20 protein-coding genes and 3 tRNA genes are annotated in these 21,793 nt (G+C 57.4%); 12 read left to right on the top strand and 11 right to left on the bottom strand.

The genetic code is table 11. The annotated features are described in order from the left end of the window. Position 1 precedes the first annotated feature (1 nt). Positions 2–271 (top strand): usg protein, encoded by a 270-nt coding sequence (locus AC2TAD_RS01650; protein ID WP_170752888.1) that lies wholly within the window; start codon positions 2–4, stop codon positions 269–271. Between the two features lie 4 nt (positions 272–275). On the opposite strand, the gene AC2TAD_RS01645 is transcribed toward AC2TAD_RS01650, so the two are convergent. Then, positions 276–1,820, bottom strand: coding sequence for a caspase family protein (locus AC2TAD_RS01645; RefSeq protein WP_480865646.1), 1,545 nt, complete (start codon positions 1,818–1,820; stop codon positions 276–278). A gap of 159 nt (positions 1,821–1,979) precedes the next feature. Between AC2TAD_RS01645 and AC2TAD_RS01640 the strand changes: the two genes are divergently transcribed. Further along, a complete protein-coding gene (locus tag AC2TAD_RS01640) occupies positions 1,980–2,645 on the top strand; it encodes a lipid-binding SYLF domain-containing protein (RefSeq protein WP_170354312.1) in 666 nt (221 codons plus the stop codon). On the opposite strand, the gene AC2TAD_RS01635 is transcribed toward AC2TAD_RS01640, so the two are convergent. Then, positions 2,642–3,595, bottom strand: a complete 954-nt coding sequence (locus AC2TAD_RS01635) for a radical SAM protein (protein WP_480865645.1) — start codon at positions 3,593–3,595, stop codon at positions 2,642–2,644. The genes AC2TAD_RS01640 and AC2TAD_RS01635 overlap by 4 nt on opposite strands. A gap of 163 nt (positions 3,596–3,758) precedes the next feature. Between AC2TAD_RS01635 and zwf the strand changes: the two genes are divergently transcribed. The 4 genes from zwf (at position 3,759) to AC2TAD_RS01615 (ending at position 9,256) form a co-directional block, all read left to right on the top strand. Beyond that, positions 3,759–5,207, top strand: coding sequence for a glucose-6-phosphate dehydrogenase (gene zwf, locus AC2TAD_RS01630; protein WP_480865644.1), 1,449 nt, complete (start codon positions 3,759–3,761; stop codon positions 5,205–5,207). Next, a complete protein-coding gene (gene pgl, locus AC2TAD_RS01625; RefSeq protein WP_480865643.1) occupies positions 5,204–5,875 on the top strand; it encodes a 6-phosphogluconolactonase in 672 nt (223 codons plus the stop codon). Before zwf ends, pgl begins: the two co-directional genes overlap by 4 nt. A 4-nt stretch (positions 5,876–5,879) precedes the next feature. Next, a complete protein-coding gene (gene pgi, locus AC2TAD_RS01620; protein ID WP_480865642.1) occupies positions 5,880–7,487 on the top strand; it encodes a glucose-6-phosphate isomerase in 1,608 nt (535 codons plus the stop codon). 149 nt (positions 7,488–7,636) lie between these two features. Continuing rightward, positions 7,637–9,256: a long-chain-fatty-acid--CoA ligase gene (locus AC2TAD_RS01615; protein WP_480865641.1), complete on the top strand. Its 1,620-nt coding sequence runs from the start codon at positions 7,637–7,639 to the stop codon at positions 9,254–9,256. Between the two features lie 20 nt (positions 9,257–9,276). Here AC2TAD_RS01615 and AC2TAD_RS01610 read toward each other — a convergent pair. The 3 genes from AC2TAD_RS01610 to AC2TAD_RS01600 form a co-directional block, all read right to left on the bottom strand. Beyond that, positions 9,277–9,351 (bottom strand) — tRNA-Asn (locus AC2TAD_RS01610). Positions 9,352–9,480: 129 nt separating this feature from the next. Next, positions 9,481–9,555 (bottom strand) — tRNA-Asn (locus AC2TAD_RS01605). A 75-nt stretch (positions 9,556–9,630) separates the two neighbouring features. Beyond that, positions 9,631–10,545, bottom strand: a complete 915-nt coding sequence (locus tag AC2TAD_RS01600; RefSeq protein ID WP_480865640.1) for an MBL fold metallo-hydrolase — start codon at positions 10,543–10,545, stop codon at positions 9,631–9,633. Positions 10,546–10,589: 44 nt separating this feature from the next. On the opposite strand from AC2TAD_RS01600, the gene AC2TAD_RS01595 reads away from it, so the two are divergent. Continuing rightward, positions 10,590–11,909: an ATP-binding protein gene (locus AC2TAD_RS01595; RefSeq protein WP_480865639.1), complete on the top strand. Its 1,320-nt coding sequence runs from the start codon at positions 10,590–10,592 to the stop codon at positions 11,907–11,909. Between the two features lie 3 nt (positions 11,910–11,912). Here the strand turns inward: AC2TAD_RS01595 and AC2TAD_RS01590 are convergent. Then, positions 11,913–11,989, bottom strand: a tRNA-Ile gene (locus AC2TAD_RS01590). A gap of 107 nt (positions 11,990–12,096) precedes the next feature. Between AC2TAD_RS01590 and purM the strand changes: the two genes are divergently transcribed. From purM to rnd, 3 genes are all read left to right on the top strand, one after another. Then, positions 12,097–13,143 carry a phosphoribosylformylglycinamidine cyclo-ligase gene (gene purM, locus AC2TAD_RS01585; RefSeq protein ID WP_480865638.1) on the top strand — a complete coding sequence of 349 codons (1,047 nt, stop codon included), beginning with the start codon at positions 12,097–12,099 and terminating at the stop codon, positions 13,141–13,143. Then, positions 13,140–13,736, top strand: a complete 597-nt coding sequence (gene purN, locus AC2TAD_RS01580) for a phosphoribosylglycinamide formyltransferase (protein WP_480865637.1) — start codon at positions 13,140–13,142, stop codon at positions 13,734–13,736. Before purM ends, purN begins: the two co-directional genes overlap by 4 nt. 116 nt (positions 13,737–13,852) lie before the next feature. Continuing rightward, complete coding sequence (rnd, locus tag AC2TAD_RS01575; RefSeq protein ID WP_480865636.1) at positions 13,853–15,010, top strand: ribonuclease D; 1,158 nt, start codon at positions 13,853–13,855, stop codon at positions 15,008–15,010. A 5-nt stretch (positions 15,011–15,015) separates the two neighbouring features. Here the strand turns inward: rnd and AC2TAD_RS01570 are convergent, their stop codons facing one another. Next, positions 15,016–15,546, bottom strand: coding sequence for a hypothetical protein (locus AC2TAD_RS01570; RefSeq protein ID WP_209194527.1), 531 nt, complete (start codon positions 15,544–15,546; stop codon positions 15,016–15,018). Positions 15,547–15,684: 138 nt separating this feature from the next. Here AC2TAD_RS01570 and AC2TAD_RS01565 point away from each other — a divergent pair, with 138 nt between their 5' ends. Next, positions 15,685–16,095 carry a SufE family protein gene (locus AC2TAD_RS01565; RefSeq protein ID WP_480865635.1) on the top strand — a complete coding sequence of 137 codons (411 nt, stop codon included), beginning with the start codon at positions 15,685–15,687 and terminating at the stop codon, positions 16,093–16,095. A gap of 6 nt (positions 16,096–16,101) precedes the next feature. Here AC2TAD_RS01565 and AC2TAD_RS01560 read toward each other — a convergent pair whose 3' ends face one another. Together AC2TAD_RS01560 and AC2TAD_RS01555 are read right to left on the bottom strand one after the other, a co-directional pair. Continuing rightward, positions 16,102–16,758, bottom strand: a complete 657-nt coding sequence (locus tag AC2TAD_RS01560) for a DUF1638 domain-containing protein (RefSeq protein WP_480865634.1) — start codon at positions 16,756–16,758, stop codon at positions 16,102–16,104. A gap of 79 nt (positions 16,759–16,837) precedes the next feature. Beyond that, positions 16,838–17,536, bottom strand: a complete 699-nt coding sequence (locus AC2TAD_RS01555) for a corrinoid protein (RefSeq protein ID WP_480495167.1) — start codon at positions 17,534–17,536, stop codon at positions 16,838–16,840. A gap of 291 nt (positions 17,537–17,827) precedes the next feature. On the opposite strand from AC2TAD_RS01555, the gene AC2TAD_RS01550 reads away from it, so the two are divergent. Next, a complete protein-coding gene (locus AC2TAD_RS01550; protein WP_480865633.1) occupies positions 17,828–18,892 on the top strand; it encodes a PA0069 family radical SAM protein in 1,065 nt (354 codons plus the stop codon). Between the two features lie 51 nt (positions 18,893–18,943). Here the strand turns inward: AC2TAD_RS01550 and gltA are convergent, their stop codons facing one another. Then, entirely contained in the window at positions 18,944–20,239 is a 1,296-nt protein-coding gene (gene gltA / locus AC2TAD_RS01545) for a citrate synthase (protein WP_480865632.1), read from the bottom strand. Between the two features lie 121 nt (positions 20,240–20,360). Beyond that, positions 20,361–21,761, bottom strand: coding sequence for a glutamate--tRNA ligase (gene gltX / locus AC2TAD_RS01540; RefSeq protein WP_480866633.1), 1,401 nt, complete (start codon positions 21,759–21,761; stop codon positions 20,361–20,363). Positions 21,762–21,793 lie beyond the last annotated feature (32 nt).

Raw genomic sequence — 21,793 nt, 5'->3', positions numbered from 1 at the left:
AATGACGCAAAGCGAAACCGAATTGATGCTGAAAGGGTACGGGCTGACAACGGCGGAATTCTTCTATCACATGCCCGACTATATCCACGTCCTGAACACGTTCATCTGGCAGGATTACGATCTTGCCCCGGACCATCCGAAACTGTTCGATTTCATCGAATTCTGGCAGCGTGAGATCGACGGCCCGCTGCATTCCGTGCGCTATACGCATCGCAAGATGATCGCGCCGGGCGAATGGCGCAACATGGTGGGTGAGTTTCGAGTAAACTAGCGGATCAGCCGACCCGCCATGCATAGACTGAGCAGCCGGTTGAACCGCTGCCTGTAAAGCTGTTGCCATCTTCGGACAGGCGTCCACGCCAAGTCACCGTTATGCCCGGGAAGTAATCTGTACCGCTGAGTTGCTGATCGTTCAGAAAGACCACAGTGTTGGCGTTCTGTCCCAATGAATCAGTGAGGCTTCCGGTAAACTTATTCCCGCCCGCGTTGGCATAATTGATTGATCCCGTAACCTTGATGACCAAGGCGCAGGTCGCTTTGTATTTCCAGCTTCCGGTCAGGGTCACAGCCGGTGCTGTCGGTGTTCGGGCAGAGGCCACGGCTTTGCAAACCGTTCCGCTTTTTGCGTCAAGCTCCTCGAGCGCGTGTTTCGTGCCCAGATCATCAGCGCCCAGCTCCGAGCCACTGGCGGACAGATAGTTGGCAAAAGCGCGTCGGGTCCTGGGGCCGGCGATTCCGTCCGCTCCACCGGCGCTACATCCAAGCCTGTTCAATGCAGCTTGTGTTTCGCGCATGACCTTAATGTCATCGGAAACAACTGGCAGCTCATTGTCGAAGGGAACAGTGTCATCGGTCTGCGTTAAGGTATCTGAGCTGACCAAAACCTCTCGGAGTTGCAGTGCAACTTGATAGGAATAGTCATCAGATTGATCCGAGTAGTTTTCAAGAAACGTGTCGAAAGCGGCAATCGTGCCGACGGACCGCGCAATGCTAAGATCGGCGCGAATATCCGTTGCGGGCGCCGCTGCGGCTGCTGTTGTCTCCAGAGCGGCGGGCGTGAAATAGAAATCACCCAGCAATTCGTCATAATACGCAGGGACTTGGTTATGCTGAACGGTCCGGGAAAGGTCGCGCACTTCGGTGCGCAGGTCGGCGACCATACTGCGCAATTCCAGCCCGGGTTCTGACAGACGCGGCAGCAGGGCGCGGGTGAACACCGAGTTTTGCGCCGCGTCCTCATCGCTCAGCCGGTCCAGGGCCATCTGGCCAGCGCCAGCCGAGAAAATCACAAACATCCCTTGCGGTGTGTTGATCCGACCAAGACCACGTGTTCCGCCGATGCTGCGCCCATTCGTCGTTTCAAAAGGGTTGTCGCGGCATGCATCGATGATCGCGATAGAAGTTCGCGCACCAGTGGCGCGCACACGATCCAACAGGCTCGACAGGGCTATGGACTCGGCTTTTACAAAGCCGGTCTCGCCGGACGTGGGGGTTACAATGTCGGTCGGCAGCAGATAATTCTCTCCGTCGATTTCAACGCCATGTCCTGCGAAGAAAACAAACGCGGTATCGCCCGCATCCAGTCGAGATGTGAATTCTGAAATGCGCTGATTCATGCCGCGACGATCAAGGTTGAGGCCGGTGATTGTCTGGAAGCCCAAACCTTGCAGTTTTTCCGACACTGCCTCGGCATCGGCCACGGCCTTTTGCAAATCGACCACCGTATCGTAGCTGTCATTTCCGATGACGAGGGCCAGACGCTCTTGCGCGAACAAGGGCATGCCAATGACCGCAAACCAAACGATCCAAAACCATTTCATCCGGGCTACCTTTCATAAGTCGACCTGCGGAAAACATAGCGTGTAGCAGTGAAAAGGTCAGTGACTTCGATTACATTGCCTTGTCGGGCATGGATCGTAGATTTTGAAGCGTGTTTGCTTATGATCTGTTCTAAAGAGTGACCGTTCGAGGAGGAGCAGATGAACAGGTTAAGTTTCGTGATCGCAGTCGCGACCATGTTGGGCAGTCCGGTTTTGGCGGACGGCATAATGGGAAACCTAAAAAAAGGCGCGGAAAAGGTCGGGCAAACTGTCGGCAAAGGTGTCGATGCTGTCGGTGATACCGTAGATTCGACCACTGAACTTTTGTCAAACGAGGCCACACCGGAAGAAACGCGTGCCAAGTTAGACGCTATGGCCAGCCAGATCTTGAACCAGCTCATGGTCGAAAACCCACAGGCTCAGGCGCTATATGACGTTAGCGCAGGGTATGCTGTGTTTGATTCCCGTAAAATCACTGTATTCCCGGTTGCCGCAGGTTACGGGCGTGGGGTGGCCGTTTCGAAAGAAACGGGCGAGCACACCTACATGAACATGGGCACGGGCGGTGTAGGAGCTGCGCTTGGCATTGGCGGATTTGAAACGAAATATGTGATCCTGTTCGAAACTCAGGCAGATTTGGACAAGTTTATCGACCAAGGATACGATGCAACTGCAGAAGCCGAAGCCATGCACGGCTACGAAAAAGAGGGCGACACCCTGCGTTTTACCGATGGGCGGTCATTCTTTGTGCTCAGTAAAAAAGGCTGGCGCGTGTCCGCAGGGGCTTCGGGAACAAAATACTGGAAGTCTCCTGAACTGAACTAGCCTGAACAGCTCGCACCACCCAACACGCAAAACTTGGCGCAATGAGGATGGTTCAGATGCACGTCCGCTTCGGCTTCGGCCAGAGTGGACCCCATTTCGAACTCGGGCTCATACGCCAACAAGGTGCAGGCCAGAACCGCGGGCTTTTCCGCGCCTTTGCGTTTCACGACCATCCGCGCATTTGAACACATGACGGCTTCGGGGGATTTGTCCAGAATGCCCCAACAAGCTGTTGTGATCTCGGGTACTTCGATGGTTTCATCCATTTCGGGGAACAGAACGGTTTGAGCCGGGTTCTGCGCGTCAATGTCAAAACCGTGTTGCTGGAAGAATGACGCAAATCCGGTCCGGCTGTCAGCATCACTGTCGCCCCACACGGTACGACCGGCAACTGCCATCTGAAACCCGTTGTCGCGCAACCACTCCATTCCGGTTACAGTCTTGGCAAAGCTGCCTTTGCCGCGCTCCTCATCATGCAGGGCAGGGTTGTAGTGGTCGACGGAAATCCGAAGGGTCAGCTTATCCCCATAATCCTGCTGCAACGCCAGCAGTCCGTCGCGCATCTTCCGGCGCATCATTGGCACCATCGCATTGGTCAGAATCAAAACCTCATAACCGCGTTCAAGAGCGGCGCGGGTCATGTCGATCATCTCGGGGTTCATGAACGGCTCGCCGCCGGTAAAGCCGATCTCGCGTATGGGCCAGTTTCGCTGCTCGATCTGGTCCAGATAGTCGCGCACGTCGTCAGCAGTGATATAGACCAGCGCGTCATTGGTCGGGCTGCTGAGGATATAGCAGTTCTGGCATTCGATGTTGCACAAGGTACCAGTGTTGAACCACAACGTTTCGGGGTTCTTCAACGCCACCGTCGCACGGGTTTGCCCGTCCGCCGTTACCAACTTGTCTTGAAATTTGCCGATATTGGCGCTGCTTGGGGCGTTGTCTTTCATTCCGGTATCCGGTTCTTTGAAGTCATGTCACTGAATTAGCTGTTTGATATGGGTTCGTTAAGTGCGACATCAACGACCTGACAAAGTTTTGAAGATGAGGATAATGGCCCCGATGGTTGCGCTAACATTGGACATAACCCAGAGGGCAAGGTAAGGAAAACACATGGTTTCTCGTGTTATCCCTGTTGATCCGTTCGACCTGGTCATATTTGGCGGAACCGGTGATCTTGCGCAGCGCAAGATCCTGCCGGCGCTGTTTCGCCGGTTTTACGCCGGGCAATGGGCCGAGGGCGCGCAACTCATCGGGGCTGCGCGGACCAATTATGACAGCGTTTCGTTTCGTAAAGTCGTCCGCGAATCGCTTTTGAAATTCGCTGCAAAGCAGTGCAAAAACGGTCCTGCGTTGGAGGCATTTTTACAGCGTATCGATTATGTCGCGCTTGACGGTTCGTCAAAGGATGGGTGGGCGCAATTGGCGGACAAGCTCCAACCCGATCGGGTCCGGGCGTTCTACTTTTCAGTAGGGCCAAACTTGTTCGGACCCTTGGCTGAGAGGATCGAGGCTCATGACCTGATTTCACCATTGACGCGGATCGTGGTGGAAAAGCCTTTTGGCCATGATCTGGCCAGTGCTCAGGCGCTGAACGCGACTTTGGCCGCTTATTTCTCGGAAAAACAGATTTACCGGATCGATCACTACCTTGGAAAAGAGACGGTCCAGAACCTGATGGCCGTGCGCTTTGGAAACATGCTGTTCGAACCGCTCTGGAACAGTCAATATGTCGATCACATCCAGATAACGGTGGCCGAGTCCGTCGGGATTGACGGGCGCGAAGAGTATTACGAGCGCGCGGGTGCGATGCGTGACATGATGCAGAACCACCTCATGCAGCTGTTGTGCCTAATCGCGATGGAGCCTCCGGCGAAGTTTGACCCCGACGCCGTGCGGGACGAAAAACTCAAGGTAATCCGCGCTCTGGACCCGGTCGAGCCGCACCATATCGTTCGCGGCCAGTTCGAGGATGAAGATACCGGGTATCGCCAAATCGTAGGCAATCCGCGCTCGACCACGGAAAGCTATGTGGCGCTGAAGGCGCATGTCAGCAATTGGCGATGGGCGGGCACTCCATTCTATTTGCGCACCGGCAAGCGGTTGGTCGCGCGGTCTTCGGTGATCAACGTAATGTTCAAGGACGCGCCGCACTCGATCTTTGGCGCTGACGCCGGCCGGCACGCGAATGTCTTGTCAATCCGGTTGCAACCAAACGAAGGCATTACCTTGAAGGTGACGATCAAAGAGCCGGGGCCGGGCGGTATGCGTTTGGTCGACGTGCCGCTGGACATGAGTTTTGCCGAGGCATTGGGGCCGGAAAATCAGGACCCACCCGACGCGTATGAGCGGTTGGTGATGGACGTCATACGCGGCAACCAGACCCTGTTCATGCGCGGCGATGAGGTCGAGGCCGCATGGGCGTGGACCGATCCGGTTATTGCAGGTTGGCAGGCGCGCGGCGATGTGCCGAAACCATATGATAGTGGCAGCACAGGTCCGGGCGACGCCGAGCTGCTGATGAAACGAGACGGTCGCCGCTGGCAAGGAATAAACCCATGAAAATTCAGGAATACCCCGACCGGGACATGCTGGCTATCGACGTTGCCAACGCGTTGGCCGGAGAGCTTGAGGCCGCCTTGCTGCACCATGACATGGTCTCGTTCGCGGTGCCCGGCGGCACCACGCCGGGGCCGATCTTTGACGGATTGTGCGCCGCTGATCTGGAGTGGGACCGCGTTCGCATCCTGCCCACCGATGAACGCTGCGTCCCCGGTGACAGCGAGCGTTCGAATGAACGACTGATCCGTCAACGCTTGCTGACAAATCGCGCTTCGGTCGCGCAATATGTTCCCCTGTATGTCGACGGTAAAGACCCGGACGCAGTTCTGCCCGAGATCGAAAGCCTTATCTCCCCGGTTCTGCCCTTGTCTGTCCTGGTTCTGGGCATGGGCGAGGACATGCACACTGCCTCGCTGTTTCCGGGGATGGAGGGGCTTGCCGCTGCCTTGGACAGTCACGCACCGCCGCTGGCCGTTGCGCGTACACAGACCCAGCCCGAGGCACGCATTTCGCTGACGGCACCCGTACTGGACGGAGCGCTGTCCAAGCATCTGGTTATTTTCGGCGCGGCCAAGCATGACGCTTTGAACAAGGCGATGGCCTTGCCACCGGAAGAGGCGCCGATTGGTGCTGTTCTCAGCGGTATGACAGTTCATTGGGCGGAGTGAGACGATGAAACTGGATGATCTCAAGAGCCTGTCGGACGACAGTAAGACCATTCTGCAGCTGTTCGATCTGCACCCCGACCGGGCGCAGGCGTTTTCAGCCTCGACCGGTGATTTGTTGTTCGACTATTCCAAGACCCAGATTGACGCCGATATTCGCACAGCTCTGATCGGTCTTTGCGACCAATCGAATCTGGCTGATCGTCGTGATGCCATGTTCTCGGGCGCTAAGATCAACGAAACCGAAGGCCGTGCGGTTTTGCATACAGCGCTGCGTAACCTCGACGGTGGCCCGGTCGAGGTCGACGGGCTGGATGTCATGCCCGACGTTCTGGACACTCTGCAACGAATGCGGGTCTTTGCGGAAGAAGTGCGTGGGGGAACCTGTGCTGGGGCAGGGGGCAGTTTTACAGATGTGGTGAATATCGGCATTGGCGGGTCCGATTTGGGACCGGTGATGGCGACGCACGCGCTGTCGCCGTATCACGACGGCCCTCGGCTACACTATGTATCCAATGTGGATGGGGCGCATATCGCAGATATTCTGCGCCAGCTGGACCCGACGCGTACTCTGGTGATTGTGGCCTCGAAAACCTTCACAACGATCGAAACCATGACCAATGCCCGCACGGCACGGGCTTGGATGTCCGAGGGGGGCGGCGATCCGGCACGCCAATTCGCTGCCGTCTCAAGCGCCATGGACAAAACCCGGGCCTTTGGCATTCCCGAAGAGCGCGTGTTCGGGTTTGCCGATTGGGTCGGCGGGCGATACTCGGTTTGGGGGCCGGTGGGCTTGCCGGTGATGATCGCCGTGGGATCGAACGCGTTTGATGCATTCCTGCGCGGCGCTCGGTCGATGGACGTTCATTTCCGAGCCGCCGATTGGATCGAGAATATGCCTGTTATGCTGGCCCTTGTGGGCATCTGGCATCGGCAAATTCTGGGGCACGCCAGCCGAGCGGTTTTGCCCTACGATCAACGTCTTCTGCGTCTGCCCGCCTATTTCCAACAGCTTGAGATGGAGTCGAACGGCAAATCCGTCGCGATGGATGGTTCAACCTTGGATGTACCATCGGGGCCTGTGGTCTGGGGGGAACCCGGAACCAACGGTCAGCATGCCTTTTACCAACTGATCCACCAAGGCACCGACGTGATCCCGTGCGAGTTCATGGTCGCAGCCCAAGGGCACGAGCCTGAATTGGCCCATCATCATCGCTTGTTGCTGTCCAACTGTCTGGCGCAATCCGAGGCGTTAATGCGAGGTCGATCCTTAGAGGAGGCGCGAAACCGGATGGCCGCCAAGGGGCTGGACGGGGCCGAGCTAGAACGTCAGGCGCGCCACCGTGTCTTTCCCGGTAATCGTCCGTCGACCACGTTGATCTATCCGCAGCTTACACCATTTGTACTGGGTCAGATCATTGCGCTTTATGAACACCGCGTCTTTGTCGAAGGTGTTCTGCTGGGTATCAACTCGTTCGATCAATGGGGTGTCGAACTGGGTAAAGAGCTTGCGACTTCGCTGGGTCCGATCGTGGACGGAGAGGAAGACACCGCTGGAAAAGACGGTTCGACTGCCGCTTTGGTCGAATACGCGTTGCGACACCGGGCTGAGTAACCCTCTGCTTGCCGCCGTGCGGGCGCATAAACTTGTTGTAAGGCAACGGATTGCTTGGCAGGGTTTTCCCAATCACTTGGTCTTTCAACTGGCCGAGCTAATATGTGGTGCCGCCGACAAGAAGCGGTATCAATAAAGGGAGGATGTCCATGCTAGGACAAATGATGACGCAGCCGCTGCTGATCTCGTCGCTCATTGTGCACGCGGATCGGTACCACGGCCAAACCGAGATCATCTCGGTCGAGACAGACGGGTCGGTGACCGAAAGCAACTGGTCACAAGTGTCCAAGAACGCGCGCAAGCTGGCGTCGGCGCTGACGGCACTGGGGCTAGAGCCTCAAGCGCGGATCGGTACACTGGCATGGAACAATCGTCGGCATCTTGAAATCTATTATGGAACCTCTGGTGCCGGGTTTGTCTGTCATACGATCAACCCCCGCCTTTTCCCTGAACAGCTGACTTACATCATCAACCACGCGCAGGACCGTGCGCTGTTCTTCGACGCGACCTTTATTCCTCTGGTCGCGGCGTTGAAGGATCATCTGACCGAGGTCGAACACTTTGTTCTGATGGGACCGCGAAACGAGGATGTGATTGCCCAAGTCCCCGGTGTTCAGTTTTATGACGAGCTGATCGAGACAGGCGATGCGGGCTTCGAATGGCCGAGTTTTGACGAAAACACCGCATCCAGCCTGTGTTACACCTCTGGCACGACCGGAAACCCCAAAGGGGTGCTGTATTCCCATCGCTCGACTGTGCTGCATAGCTTTGGTTCAAACACGCGCGACGTGATCGGGTATTCGGCGATGGATGTGGTCATGCCTGTAGTGCCGATGTTCCATGTGAACGCGTGGGGCTCACCCTATGCTTGCGCCATGTCGGGGTCTCGCATGGTTCTGCCTGGGCCGGATCTGCATGGTGAAGCATTAGTCAAGCTGATCGACGCTTATGGTGTCACGCTTGCAATGGGGGTTCCGACGATCTGGCAGGGCTTGTTGGCCTATGCACAGAAATCGGGCAGCAAGTTAGACAGCCTTGAACGTACTGTGATCGGCGGCGCCGCGTGCCCACCGTCGATGATTGAGACATTCCGCGAAACCTATGGCGTGGACACGGTTCATGCTTGGGGCATGAGCGAAATGAGCCCGCTTGGAACCGCGAATTACCCCTTGGCAAAGCATGGTGACCTGCCAATCGAAGAACAACACAAGCTGCGCGAAAGCCAAGGACGCCCGTGTTATGGGGTCGAACTGAAGATCGTGGACGATGACGGGAACGAACTTCCAAATGATGGAGAAACGCAAGGTGACCTGATGGTGCGCGGCCATTGGGTTTTGGATAACTATTTCCAGATGCAGGATGATGATCTGCTGCAGGATGGTTGGTTTGCTACTGGCGATGTCGCCACGCTGGACCCAGACGGTTACATGACCATTCGGGACCGATCCAAAGACATCATCAAGTCGGGTGGCGAGTGGATCAGTTCGGTTGAGCTGGAAAACATCGCCGTGGCTCATCCCAAACTGGCTACGGCTGCCGTCATTGGCGTTCCCCACCCGAAATGGGATGAACGCCCTTTACTTGTTGCGGTCAAGGCTGAAGGCCAAGACCCGAGTGAAGATGAGCTGTTGGCGTTTTTTGACGGTAAGATTGCCAAATGGCAGGTGCCGGACAAGGTGGTCTTTGTGGATGCACTGCCGCTGAACGCGACGGGAAAGGTGCTTAAACGCAATCTGCGCGCAGATTTCGAAAACGCACTGACAGCTTAGGTCCGTAGAACTAGAGAGAATGGCTCCGGCGGTAGGGATCGAACCTACGACCAATTGATTAACAGTCAACTGCTCTACCGCTGAGCTACGCCGGAACGGTTCGCGCCGTATAGCAATCACAATCTCTGCCGTCCAGAGGGGAGAGGGAAGTTTTTTGACGAAAAAAATTCGACCGCAGGACGACGATCGTTTCATGCCAAATCAGTGTGCCTTCGAAGGGGATTTGGCTCCGGCGGTAGGGATCGAACCTACGACCAATTGATTAACAGTCAACTGCTCTACCGCTGAGCTACGCCGGAACTGAGGGCCGTATAACAACCTCGAAAATTGCCGTCCAGAGGGGAACGACCCGAAATAACGAAAAATTTTTCTGATCATGCAATTCGATGGAATTCGGCGTCTATAGCTAGGTTCCCTTTCGGTGAAGCCATTGAATTTACGGTTAAATCGACCAAATGAGCGAACACGTTGCGTTCGGCGGCAGGAAGCAACGCTTTGGGAGTTTCGATGTAGATACGCTCAGCCAATTGTCTCGCCGTGCCGGGTTGATCGGCAAGCGCACCCAGAATCTGTGCCTCGCGTGTCAGGCGATGCTGTATCAGCCAATCCAGCCGGGCAGCTGGATCAGTGATAGGAGCACCGTGTCCTGCGTGAAAGGTTGACCAAGTGCGGTCGCGCAGACGGTGACAGGCTTGCATAAAGTCCGTCAGATCTCCGTCCGGGGGTGAAACCAATGAGCTGGCCCATCCCATGACATGATCGGCGGTGAAACAGGTATCACCCCAGCCCAAAGCGATGTGGTTGCCCAAGTGCCCCGGGGTATGAATGACTTCAAGCTGCCATTCGTCACCTTCGATGGTTTCGCCATCGGCGAGTTCGATATCCGGACGAAAGGCGGTATCGATTCCTTCGCCGCCTCCGGCCAGGCCCTGTTGCGCCAGGTCCGCCATCACTGTACTGCGCCCGGCTTCGGGGCCTCCAAAAGCCAGAATCGGCGCGCCGGTGCGCTGCGCCAATAGAGCGGCGAGCGGAGAGTGATCCAGATGGGTATGCGTGACGATGATATGGCTTATGCGTTGACCCGCTTGAAGGGCGGATAGAATCGCGTCCAGATGTGTCTCGCTCATCGGTCCGGGGTCGATGACCGCGCAATCCTTTGTGCCCAGCAAATAGGTATTCGTCCCGCGATACGTCATCGGCGACGGGTTCGGCGCCAGAATGCGCCTAAGCCCGGTTTGTAATTCGACCGCTTGGCCGGGCGGTGGGTTGAAATCATCGGGGGCCTGCATTCTGCGCTCTTTCTCTTGTCCGATCAGCCCGTTAGGTTTAGCGCATGTCGAGTGCATGGCTCAAACCCTATATGCCGCGAAGTCTTTATGCGCGAGCGGCCCTGATACTGGTTCTGCCAGTGATCGTGCTGTTGCTTGTTGTTGGCATCGCCTTTTTGCAGAAACACCTTGAAGACGTGACAGAGCAGATGACCCGCACGGCTTCCCGAGAGGTGATGCTTGTGCTTGCGACGATGCAGGATGCCGAGACCCAGCAGCAAGCCATGGCCGAGATTCGGCCTGATCTGAGCGCGCTTGAGATGAAGGTGCGTTTCCTTGGCATCAATGAACGCCCCGAAGTTGGTTATCGCCGATGGTACGATTTCATTGCGCCGCAGGTCGATTCCGATTTGCATGCCTTTCTACCCAATCTGGTGGCAATTGCGCTGCCCAGCGGGGATGAAGCGCGCCTATATTTGAATACAGATTTGGGATTGTTGCAGCTTACAATGGATCGGCGACGCTTGTCTCCGGCTGCTCCGCACCAGTTGATCGTGACGATGGTGTTTTTTGCGGTCATCATGACGTCGATATCGTTCTTGTATATGCGCAACCAACTGCGTCCGATTACACGGTTGGCTGATGCAGCGCAGGCGTTTGGCCGTGGCAGGGTAGTACCGTACGCGCCCGGAGGCGCAATTGAGGTCAGAGCTGCGGGAAACGCCTTTCTCGATATGCGCGCCCGAATCGAGCGGCAAATGGAACAGCGCACCATGATGTTGTCAGGTGTCAGCCACGATCTGCGCACTCCCTTGACCCGTCTGAAACTGGGGCTGTCGATGTTGCCCGAAGATGAAGCCACGCCGTTGCAAAAAGACGTGGACGAAATGCAGCTGCTGCTGGACGCGTTTCTCGACTTTTCACGCGGTGCGGCGGAAGGCGCGCCCGAACAGGTGGATCCGTCTGAGTTGTTGAAACAGATCGTCAACGACGCCCAACGGGCCGGGCATACCGCTGAACTTGTCGCAACCGAAGGCTCTGGTACCGCCATGTTGCGTCCAACGTCGATCCGCCGGGCTGTCGAGAATCTGATCGGAAATGCTGTTCGATACGGAAATCGAGCTGAGGTCAGCCTATCGCTTACCCCCAAAACGCTGCGTATCCGGGTCGAAGATGACGGGCCGGGCATTCCGCCAGAACAGCGCACCGAGGCCGTGAAACCGTTCTCGCGCCTGGACCCGGCGCGCAACCAGAATCAAGGCAGCGGTGTTGGCCTGGGGCTTGCAATTGTTGCGGATATTGCCCGCGCACACGGGGGTGTTTTGCGGCTTGGGAAAAGTGCACGCCTGGGCGGGCTCAGCGCGGATATCATCATAGGACGGTAAATTTGGTAGGCCCGGCAGGACTTGAACCCGCAACCAAAGCGTTATGAGCGCTCTGCTCTAACCAATTGAGCTACAGGCCCGTCTGAGCGCTTTGAGTATCACGGTGAACGCCCGCGTCAAGCCTGACCGTTGCAACGACGGCCACAATCGACTAACCCGCGCGGGAACCATTCATAAGGGGTTGGCCATGACAGCGGGCAAGAACGGAATCACCTATGCGGACGCGGGTGTTGATATTGATGCAGGCAACGCGCTGGTCGACCGGATCAAACCTGCGGCCAAGCGGACCAACCGCTCGGGCGTGATGAGCGGGCTGGGCGGGTTCGGCGCTCTGTTCGACCTCAAGGATGCGGGCTACACCGATCCTATTCTGGTGGGCGCGACCGATGGTGTGGGCACCAAGCTGCGTATCGCTATTGATACCGGCGTGGTTGATGGCGTTGGCATTGATCTGGTGGCCATGTGCGTCAACGATCTGATCTGTCAGGGCGCCGAGCCTCTGTTTTTCCTCGACTACTTCGCCACCGGCAAGCTGGACACGGATACTGCCGCGCGGATCATCGAAGGCATCGCCGAGGGCTGTGTGCAGTCCGGCTGTGCCCTGATCGGTGGTGAGACGGCGGAAATGCCCGGCATGTACCCCGATGGCGATTTTGATCTGGCCGGGTTCTCGGTCGGCGCGATGGAGCGTGGCGCGCATCTGCCCGCAGGCGTGCAGCAGGGCGACGTGCTGCTGGGGCTGGCGTCGAACGGGGTGCATTCCAACGGCTATTCGCTGGTTCGCAAACTGGTAGGGATTTCGGGGCTAGGATGGGACGCCGAGTCGCCGTTCAGCGACGGTACGCTGGGTGAGGCACTGCTGACGCCCACGCGTCTTTATGTCAAGCAGGCGCTGCAAGCGATCCGGGCAGGGGGCGTTCACGCGCTGGCCCATATCACCGGCGGCGGTTTGACAGAAAACCTGCCGCGTGTCTTGCCCGAAGGGCTGGGTGCCGGGATCGACCTGAACGCCTGGGATTTGCCGCCCGTCTTCCGTTGGATGGCTGAAACCGGTGGGATTGCCGAGACTGAGATGTTGAAAACCTTCAACTGCGGTGTCGGCATGATCGTAGTCTGCGCCGAAGACCGCGCCGATGAACTGGCCGATCTGCTGGTCGAAGCCGGGGAAACCGTATCGCGCATCGGCACAGTCACCGAGGCGGCCGGTGTGGCCTACACTGGCAAACTGCTGTGAGCCACAAGCGCGTTGCCATCCTGATCTCGGGCGGGGGGTCCAACATGGTGTCGCTGGTCGATTCCATGATCGGCGACCACCCCGCGCGACCCTGTCTGGTGCTGTCCAATGATGCGCAGGCCAGGGGGCTGGTCAAGGCGGCTGAGCGGGGCATCCCGACGGCTTCGGTCGATCACCGTCCGTTCAAAGGCGACCGCGCTGCGTTCGAGGCAGAGCTGCTGAAACCGCTTGAGGCCGCGCAGCCTGATATCGTCTGTTTGGCTGGGTTCATGCGCGTTCTGACCGGTGATTTTGTATCGCGCTTTCAGGGGCAGATGCTGAACATCCACCCTTCACTGTTGCCGAAATACAAGGGCCTTAACACGCATGCCCGCGCGATCGAGGCAGGCGATGAGGAACATGGATGTTCGGTTCACGAGGTAACGGCGGCATTGGATGACGGTCCGATCCTTGGCCAAGCCCGTTTGCAGATTGAGCCAAACGACACACCTATGACTTTGGCGGCACGGGTTCTGGTGTGGGAACATAAGCTTTATCCAGCCGTGCTGCGCCGCTTTAGCTCTGGCGACCACACACCCGTGTTGCTGCCCTGATCGCCGCAGAGTGATTTACACGCCAGTGTTATTCGGCCTATGGTTTGGGCTATCGCCCTGAACGGCACAAAAGCGACGGGCTACTACGAAAAACAAGAGCAAGAACACCACCGCGCATGAAGACCCTGACAACGACGCAAGAGCTGGCCGAATACTGTAAGGCCGCTGCAAGCTATGACTATGTGACAATCGATACCGAGTTCCTGCGCGAGCGGACGTATTATTCGAAACTCTGTCTGGTGCAATTGGCGGTGCCATCTTCGGACGAGAACAGCGCAGTGCTTGTTGATCCACTGTCTGAGGGATTGTCGCTTGAGCCTCTTTACGAACTGTTCAGAAACGAGGGTGTGGTAAAGGTTTTTCACGCGGCCCGCCAGGATCTTGAGATCTTTTGGGTTGAAGCAAATGTGTTCCCGACGCCCCTGTTTGATACCCAAGTTGCCGCGATGGTTTGCGGCTTCGGAGAGCAGGTCGGTTATGAAACGTTGGTGCGCAAGATTTGCAAGCAGGGTTTGGACAAGACCTCGCGCTTCACCGACTGGTCTCGCCGTCCGTTGTCGGACGCGCAAAAGACCTATGCCTTGGCTGATGTGACCCACCTGCGACAGATCTACGAACATCTGGCGAAAGAGTTGAATAAAACGGAACGCAGCCATTGGGTTGCTGAAGAACTGCGCATACTGACCCACCCCGAAACCTATGATATCCGCCCGGCAGATGCGTGGAAACGGGTTAAGACACGAACGAACTCGGCCAAGTTTTTGGCTGTGGTACGTGAGTTGGCCCAGTTTCGTGAGGCCTATGCGCAAGAAAACAACGTACCCCGCAGCCGTGTGTTCAAGGACGACGCGCTGATCGAGTTGGCCTCGACCAAGCCGAAATCCCCGTCTGATCTTGGTGGCTCGCGTTTGTTGCTTCGCGAGGCGCGCAAAGGCGCGATTGCCGAAGGTATTTTGGCGGCCGTTAAAAAGGGTGTGAATTGCCCGCCTGACCAGATGCCGCGTGTTGATAACAGCCGCGACAAGCTAAAGGTCAACCCGGCATTGGCCGATCTGCTGCGGGTATTGCTAAAGTCCAAGACCGAAAGTTCGGGCGTGGCAGCAAAACTGATCGCCACCAGTTCGGAATTGGATCAGATCGCGGCGGGAGAGCGTGACCTGCCTGCGATGTCAGGTTGGCGGTTCGAAGTGTTTGGTGAAGACGCCCTTAAACTGTGCGAAGGTAAGATCGCCTTGGCAGCCAAGGGCCAGTCGGTCAAGGTTGTGTCGTTGTAGCCGACTTAGCGCCGCCGCGATTCCAGAGCATTTTCCTGACCGACTACGCGAACCAGACGGATGCCTTGCAGATCGTCTTGTGACACGTTGATTGCATCCAACACCTGACGTGAACGTTCAGAGCCTTGATTGGTTGCTGTGGCCGGATACGAAACGCGGAAGGTATATTCCAGTACGCCGTTCTTCTGGTTTTCTTCACTTTCAACACGAACGAGTCGGGCATCATAGGCGCCCTGACGTGCGGCGACGCCAGTGACCAGAATGATCGCCCCCCCGGGTGTTGGGTCGATCCTCAGCTCATCAACGCGCGCAATAGCAACGCTGTTGTCCACGGGGTCTGGCCGACTGAATAGGCCGGCGCCTTCACGCTGTTGGGGCACCAGTGCGTTTGGGTCATTGGCCAAAGTCTGTGTCGGTGCAGGCGCGGGTGTGCTGGACCCAAACCAGTTGGTCGGATTTACACGCGACTCGCGCCATCCGCTACAAGCCGACAGTGTTAGCGTGGCGACCAAAAGAACAGACAGTGTTTTTTGCATGGATTTAAAGCTCTGACCGGTATTTCCCGAACTGGCCTAACGCAAATTCCCTGCTTTGAAAACCCACGCTGGGGCTGGACAGGCAGGGGGCAGAGGCATAGGTCACGATTGTGACCGCAATGAAAGGACCGCAGGGATATGGCAACGCCTGCCTTTGAAGACATCGTCGAGGATTTCGAGTTTCTGGAAGACTGGGAAGACCGCTATCGCCATGTCATTGAGCAGGGCAAGGCTATGGAACCCCTTGAGGACGCGCTGAAAGTTCCCGCAACCAAGGTTCATGGCTGCGCCAGTCAGGTCTGGCTGCATCCGGTTATCGAAGCTGGAGTATTTAGGTTTGACGGAGACAGCGACGCGCTGATCGTGCGCGGCCTGATCGCGGTTTTGCGGGCTTTGTACAATGGCGTGCCAGTTGCCGAGGTTGCCAAGATTGACGCCGGCGCAGAATTGGCGCGATTGGGCTTGAACGACCACCTCTCAGCGCAGCGGTCCAATGGTCTGCGGGCGATGATCGAGCGTATTCGCGAAGTTGCGCAAGAGAACGCGTGACGCAACTCAGCCGCGATTGGCCCAATCTGTTAACGTCGACTCGAGATCGCCATATCCGGTGAAACGCCTTTCGAATGCCAGGCCAAGGCGGTCGGCGCATTCCTGAGCGCGTTTCGTCAGCAACGGGTCGTCAGTCTGAGCCTGATAGACCAGTTTCGTGTAGTTGCCGAAATACATGTCGCGCAATTCGGGATGCCGGTCCAGGCCCAATGGCTTCCAAACAAAGGCGTCAAACTGGCGTGCCAGAAAATCGGTCAGGTAGAAGGCAGTTGTTTCATCCTCGCCGCGTGCGTCGAAAACATCATTGCCTTCAAAAAACGAATAGCAATGCGGGCCTTTTACCATCTCGACGCCCAATTCTGCACACGCGTTTTGCAGCAGGCCCCCGGTGCCGCAATCGGCATAGACCACATAGATCGTGTCGTACTGCGCGCGATGTTTGGTGATTGCATCCTGCACGGCCTGAGTAATCCGCTCGGGATGGACATGTAAGATGGCGGGCAAGCAGGTCAGGTCCATATGGTCCCAACCATTGAGGTTCTTCAGGTCCAGAATCTCGCGTGCCAGCGCGCCGCAAGCCAGCAACAGAATTTGCCCTTGCGCAGCGGATTCGTATCCGTCTGTCGTCAAGCTTGCATCGTCTGGCAGATTGTCCTGCGGCATGGCTTGGCTCCTGCGCCAAAGATGTAAACGAAAAAGGCCGCCCGTTGCCGGACGGCCCTGAATTCAGATGTCCGTCTGATCAGCCCGCCAGTTGGTTGTGCTTACGCGACACGAAGTCTTTCGCGGTCTCAACGGCGACGGCCGCGTCGCGGCAATATGCGTCGGCACCAATGGCTTTTCCGAACTCTTCGTTCAGCGGAGCGCCACCGACCAGTACGATGTAGTCTTCGCGCAAACCTTGCTCGACCAGAGTATCGATCACGACTTTCATGTACGGCATGGTGGTTGTCAGCAGGGCCGACATGCCCAGAATGTCGGGCTTTTCGGTTTCCAGTGCTTCCAGGTAGTTCTCGACCGGATTGTTGATGCCGATATCGACGACCTCAAAACCAGCGCCTTCCATCATCATCGACACAAGGTTTTTGCCGATGTCGTGGATGTCGCCCTTGACGGTGCCGATCACCATCTTGCCAACGCGCGGAGCGCCGGTTTCGGCCAGCAGCGGTTTCAGGATGAACATGCCGCCCTTCATCGCGTTTGCGGCCAGCAGAACTTCGGGGACAAACAGGATGCCGTCGCGGAAGTCGTGGCCTACGATGGTCATACCGCCAACCAGCGCCTTGGTCAGAATGTCATAGGGGGTCCATCCGCGTTCCAGCAGGATGTTCACACCTTCTTCGATTTCTTCCTTCAAACCGTCGTAAAGATCGTCGAACATCTGTTCGACCAATTCCTCGTCATTCAGTTCGGACAGGACGATGTCTTCTTCATCGGACATTGGGTGTTTCCCTAGAGCTGTTCGGGCTTAGCGCCCATTGGTGGCATTTTTTTCGTTTTGGCCAAAACGTCGCACTTAGACTGTGACGATTGCGACCTTGGCGGTTCCGAGACCGACCTATACGTCAAAATATTGATCAACTCGACGTCATAATCTGCAAGATGATCCTGCATTCGGTTCAATTCCAGCATGTTTGGCCAAGCAATTTGAAATCAACACGTAAGACGAGGGGCGCTTGCCTGAACCGCGTATGGCGAGTATACCTGCAAAGGGAACATAAAGAGAACAAATATGACTGACGCGCAAATCCGGGGCCGAGGTGTCGCTACAAATGTTGCTGGTCGGTTCGAAGCGTTTACCACTGAACGCTGCGCGGATGGATGGCCCGAGGACGATGATCTACCGCCATTGCGCACCGAGTTGCGCGACGAGGTCGCGCGCAGCATCATAACCTACAACCGGTCGCCCGATTTGCCGTTTGACCGCTCGATCAACCCGTATCGAGGATGCGAACACGGGTGTGTTTATTGCTTTGCGCGGCCGTCCCATGCCTATCTCGGTCTGTCGCCGGGGCTGGATTTTGAAACACGCCTGATTGCCCGGCCCAACGCGGCCGAGGTGCTGCGGCGGGAACTGTCCTCGAAATCCTACAAGGTGGCCACAGTGGCGTTGGGCACCAATACTGACCCTTACCAACCAGTCGAAAAAACACGCTCTGTCACAAGGGATTGCCTGCAAGTCTTAAGCGATTTTCAGCACCCGATCGGACTCGTCACCAAAGGTGCTTTGATCGAGCGTGATCTGGACATTTTGTCCCCCTTGGCAGCCAAGGGGCTGGTACGGGTGGGGATTTCCCTAACAACTTTGGACGCCGGCCTGTCGCGCCGGATGGAGCCTCGTGCCCCTTCGCCCCGGCGGCGTCTGGCGATCATACGGCGGCTGACCGAGGCCGGGATACCGGTGCGGGTCATGACCTCGCCTCTGATCCCCGGCTTGACGGATCATGAGCTTGAGCAGCTGCTTGAGGCCGGGCGCGACGCAGGCGCCGATGCGGCCAGTTGGATCATGCTGCGCCTACCACGAGAAGTGTCCGAGCTGTGGCAGCGTTGGTTGGCAGATCATGAACCGGCCCGGGCGGAGAAAGTCATGTCGAAACTGCGCGAGATGCATGGGGGCCGCGACTATGACCCGCGCTGGGGGCATCGGATGCGGGGTGAGGGCGAATATGCCGCGCTGATTGCGAAACGATTTACCGTGGCGGTCAAACGGTTGGGGCTGGCCACGCGCACCCCGGCGTTGCGTCTGGACCTGTTCACAAGGCCACCACAGGCGGGCGACCAACTGGCTTTGTTCTAACGAAAAACGCCCCGGAACCGGTCCGGGGCGTTCTGCAATCTGTAACCGCGATCAGCGGTTTTCGATATCCACATAGTCACGAGTGGTCTCGCCCAGATACAGCTGGCGCGGACGGCCGATCTTGTTCTGGGGGTCGGCGATCATCTCTTTCCACTGGCTGACCCAGCCCACGGTGCGCGACAGGGCAAAGATCGGAGTGAACATCGAGGTCGGGAAGCCCATCGCCTCGAGGATGATACCCGAATAGAAGTCCACGTTCGGGAACAGCTTTTTATCGGCGAAATACGGATCTTCCAGAGCCTGCTTTTCCAGCGCCTTGGCAACCTGCAGTTTCGGGTTGTCTTCGATACCCAACAGATCCAGCACTTCGTCGGCGGACTGTTTCATCACTTTGGCGCGCGGGTCAAAGTTCTTGTAGACGCGGTGGCCAAAGCCCATCAGGCGGAACGGATCGTCCTTGTCCTTGGCGCGGGCGATGAATTCTGGGATGCGATCAACGCTGCCGATTTCTTCCAGCATCTCCAGACATGCTTGGTTTGCGCCACCGTGCGCCGGACCCCACAGGCAGGCGATGCCAGCCGCGATACAGGCAAACGGGTTGGCACCCGAGCTTGACGCCAGACGCACGGTCGAGGTCGAGGCGTTTTGCTCGTGATCTGCGTGCAGGGTAAAGATGCGGTCCATCGCACGGCTGAGGATCGGATTGACTTCATATTCTTCGGCCGGAACGCTGAAGCACATGCGCAGGAAGTTCGATGCATAGTCCAGATCGTTGCGCGGATATACGAAGGGCTGGCCAGTGTGGTACTTATAGGCCCATGCCGCGATGGTTGGCATTTTTGCGATCAGGCGGTGCGATGCGACCTCACGCTGGCGCGGGTCTGCGATATCAGTTGAGTCGTGATAGAAGGCCGACATCGCGCCCACAACACCGACCATGATTGCCATCGGATGCGCGTCGCGGCGGAAGCCACGGTAGAAATACTGCATCTGCTCGTGCAGCATGGTGTGGCGCGTGATGGTGGTTTCGAACTTTTCCAAAACGGGCGCGCTCGGCAACTCTCCGTACAGCAGCAGGTAGCAAACCTCGAGGAAGTGAGATTTTCCGGCCAGCTGGTCGATCGGATAACCCCGATGCAGCAGCTCGCCCTTTTCGCCGTCAATATATGTGATGGTGCTGTCACAGCTGGCGGTCGACGTAAAGCCGGGGTCATACGTGAATACACCTGCCGTTCCGTAAAGCTTACGGATGTCGATCACGTCAGGCCCAGCGGTCGGTGAATGAATCGGCAGCTCATAAGTTTCGCCATTAAGTGACAGAGTGGCTGATTTGTTGCTGTCGGTCATAGTGTCCCTTCCTCAATCATGCGCAGTATGGATCGCTGTCCGATCCTGCGGGCAACGGATGCGCGCAATCGCGCAAACCGGGTGTTAGCGGAGCAGCGTTACCCAAATGTGAACCTTTTACTCAGGTCGCTGCGTCAGAAAGCCGTGCCAGGGTTTCATCCCGCCCAAGCACCAGCATCATGTCAAAAACCGAAGGTGTCACCGCGCGGCCTGCCAGTACGGCGCGCAACGGCCCCGCCAGCTTGCCGAACTTGATGCCTTGTGCTTCCGCAAAGGAATTCAGGGCGTCCTCCAGTTCGCTTCGCGTCCAGCTAACACTTTGCAACTGCGGCGTCAATTCATTCAGTATACCGTCGGATACTGAGGCAAGCGCCTTGGCCGCTTTTTCATCCGGTTGAATAGTGCGGGAAGTCAGGGCAAAATGAGCCTTTTCAAGCAGTTCGGGGAATGTGCGCGCCCGATCCTTGAGGCAATACATCGCACGTTCCAGATCACTGGATTGTGTTTCTGTCAGCGCAGGCAGGTCAGCCGCGGCCAGATACGCCTCGATTTCCTGCCGCAATGCGGCATCATCGGCGACGGCAATATGCTGACCGCACAGGTTTTCCAGTTTCTTCAGATCGAAACGGGCCGGGCTTTTGCCGATTCCGTCCAGATCGAACCATTCTTTCGCCTGCGCGTCGGTAAAGAATTCGTCGTCGCCGTGACTCCAGCCCAGACGCGCCAGATAGTTGCGCATCCCGGCCGCCGGATAACCCATAGCCTGGTATTCCTGAGCGCCCAACGCGCCGTGGCGTTTCGACAGTTTCTTGCCATCGGGCCCGTGAATGAGCGGGATATGAGCCCAGACGGGAACATCCCAGCCCATCGCCTGATAGATCATCATCTGGCGCGCTGCATTGTTCAGGTGGTCGTCGCCCCGGATCACATGGGTGACGCCCATATCGTGATCGTCTACCACGACGGCCAGCATATAGACCGGCGTCCCGTCCGAACGCAGCAGGATCATGTCGTCCAGCTGCTCGTTGCGGATGGTCACGTCCCCCTGAACCTGATCGCGGATCACCGTCTCTCCGTCCTGCGGGGCCTTGATGCGGATCACGAAAGGCGCGTCGGGGTGGGTCGCTGCGTCGGCGTCGCGCCAAGGGCTACGGAACAGGGTTGATTTGCCCTCGGCCTTCGCTTGTTCACGGAAGGCGACGATTTCTTCTTGCGTCGCAAAGCACTTGTACGCTTTGCCCTCGGCCAGCAGCTGGTCGGCCACCTCGGCGTGGCGAGCCGCGCCCTCAAACTGGCTGATCACATCGCCATCATGGTCAAGACCCAGCCACGCCATACCCTGCAGAATGGCTGCCGTCGCCTCGGGGGTCGAGCGCTCGCGGTCCGTATCCTCGATCCGCAGCAGGAACTTGCCACCGCGACCACGGGCATAGAGCCAGTTGAACAGCGCGGTGCGGGCGCCGCCGATATGCAGAAAACCGGTGGGCGAGGGGGCGAAACGGGTGACGACCTGATCGGACATTGTTTGGATTAACCTTTTGGTAACCGTGTCGG

The organism is Ruegeria sp. HKCCD7628 (assembly GCF_057221005.1).
Note: the sequence above shows the minus strand (reverse complement) of the source record. Positions and strands in the feature narration are given on the sequence as shown.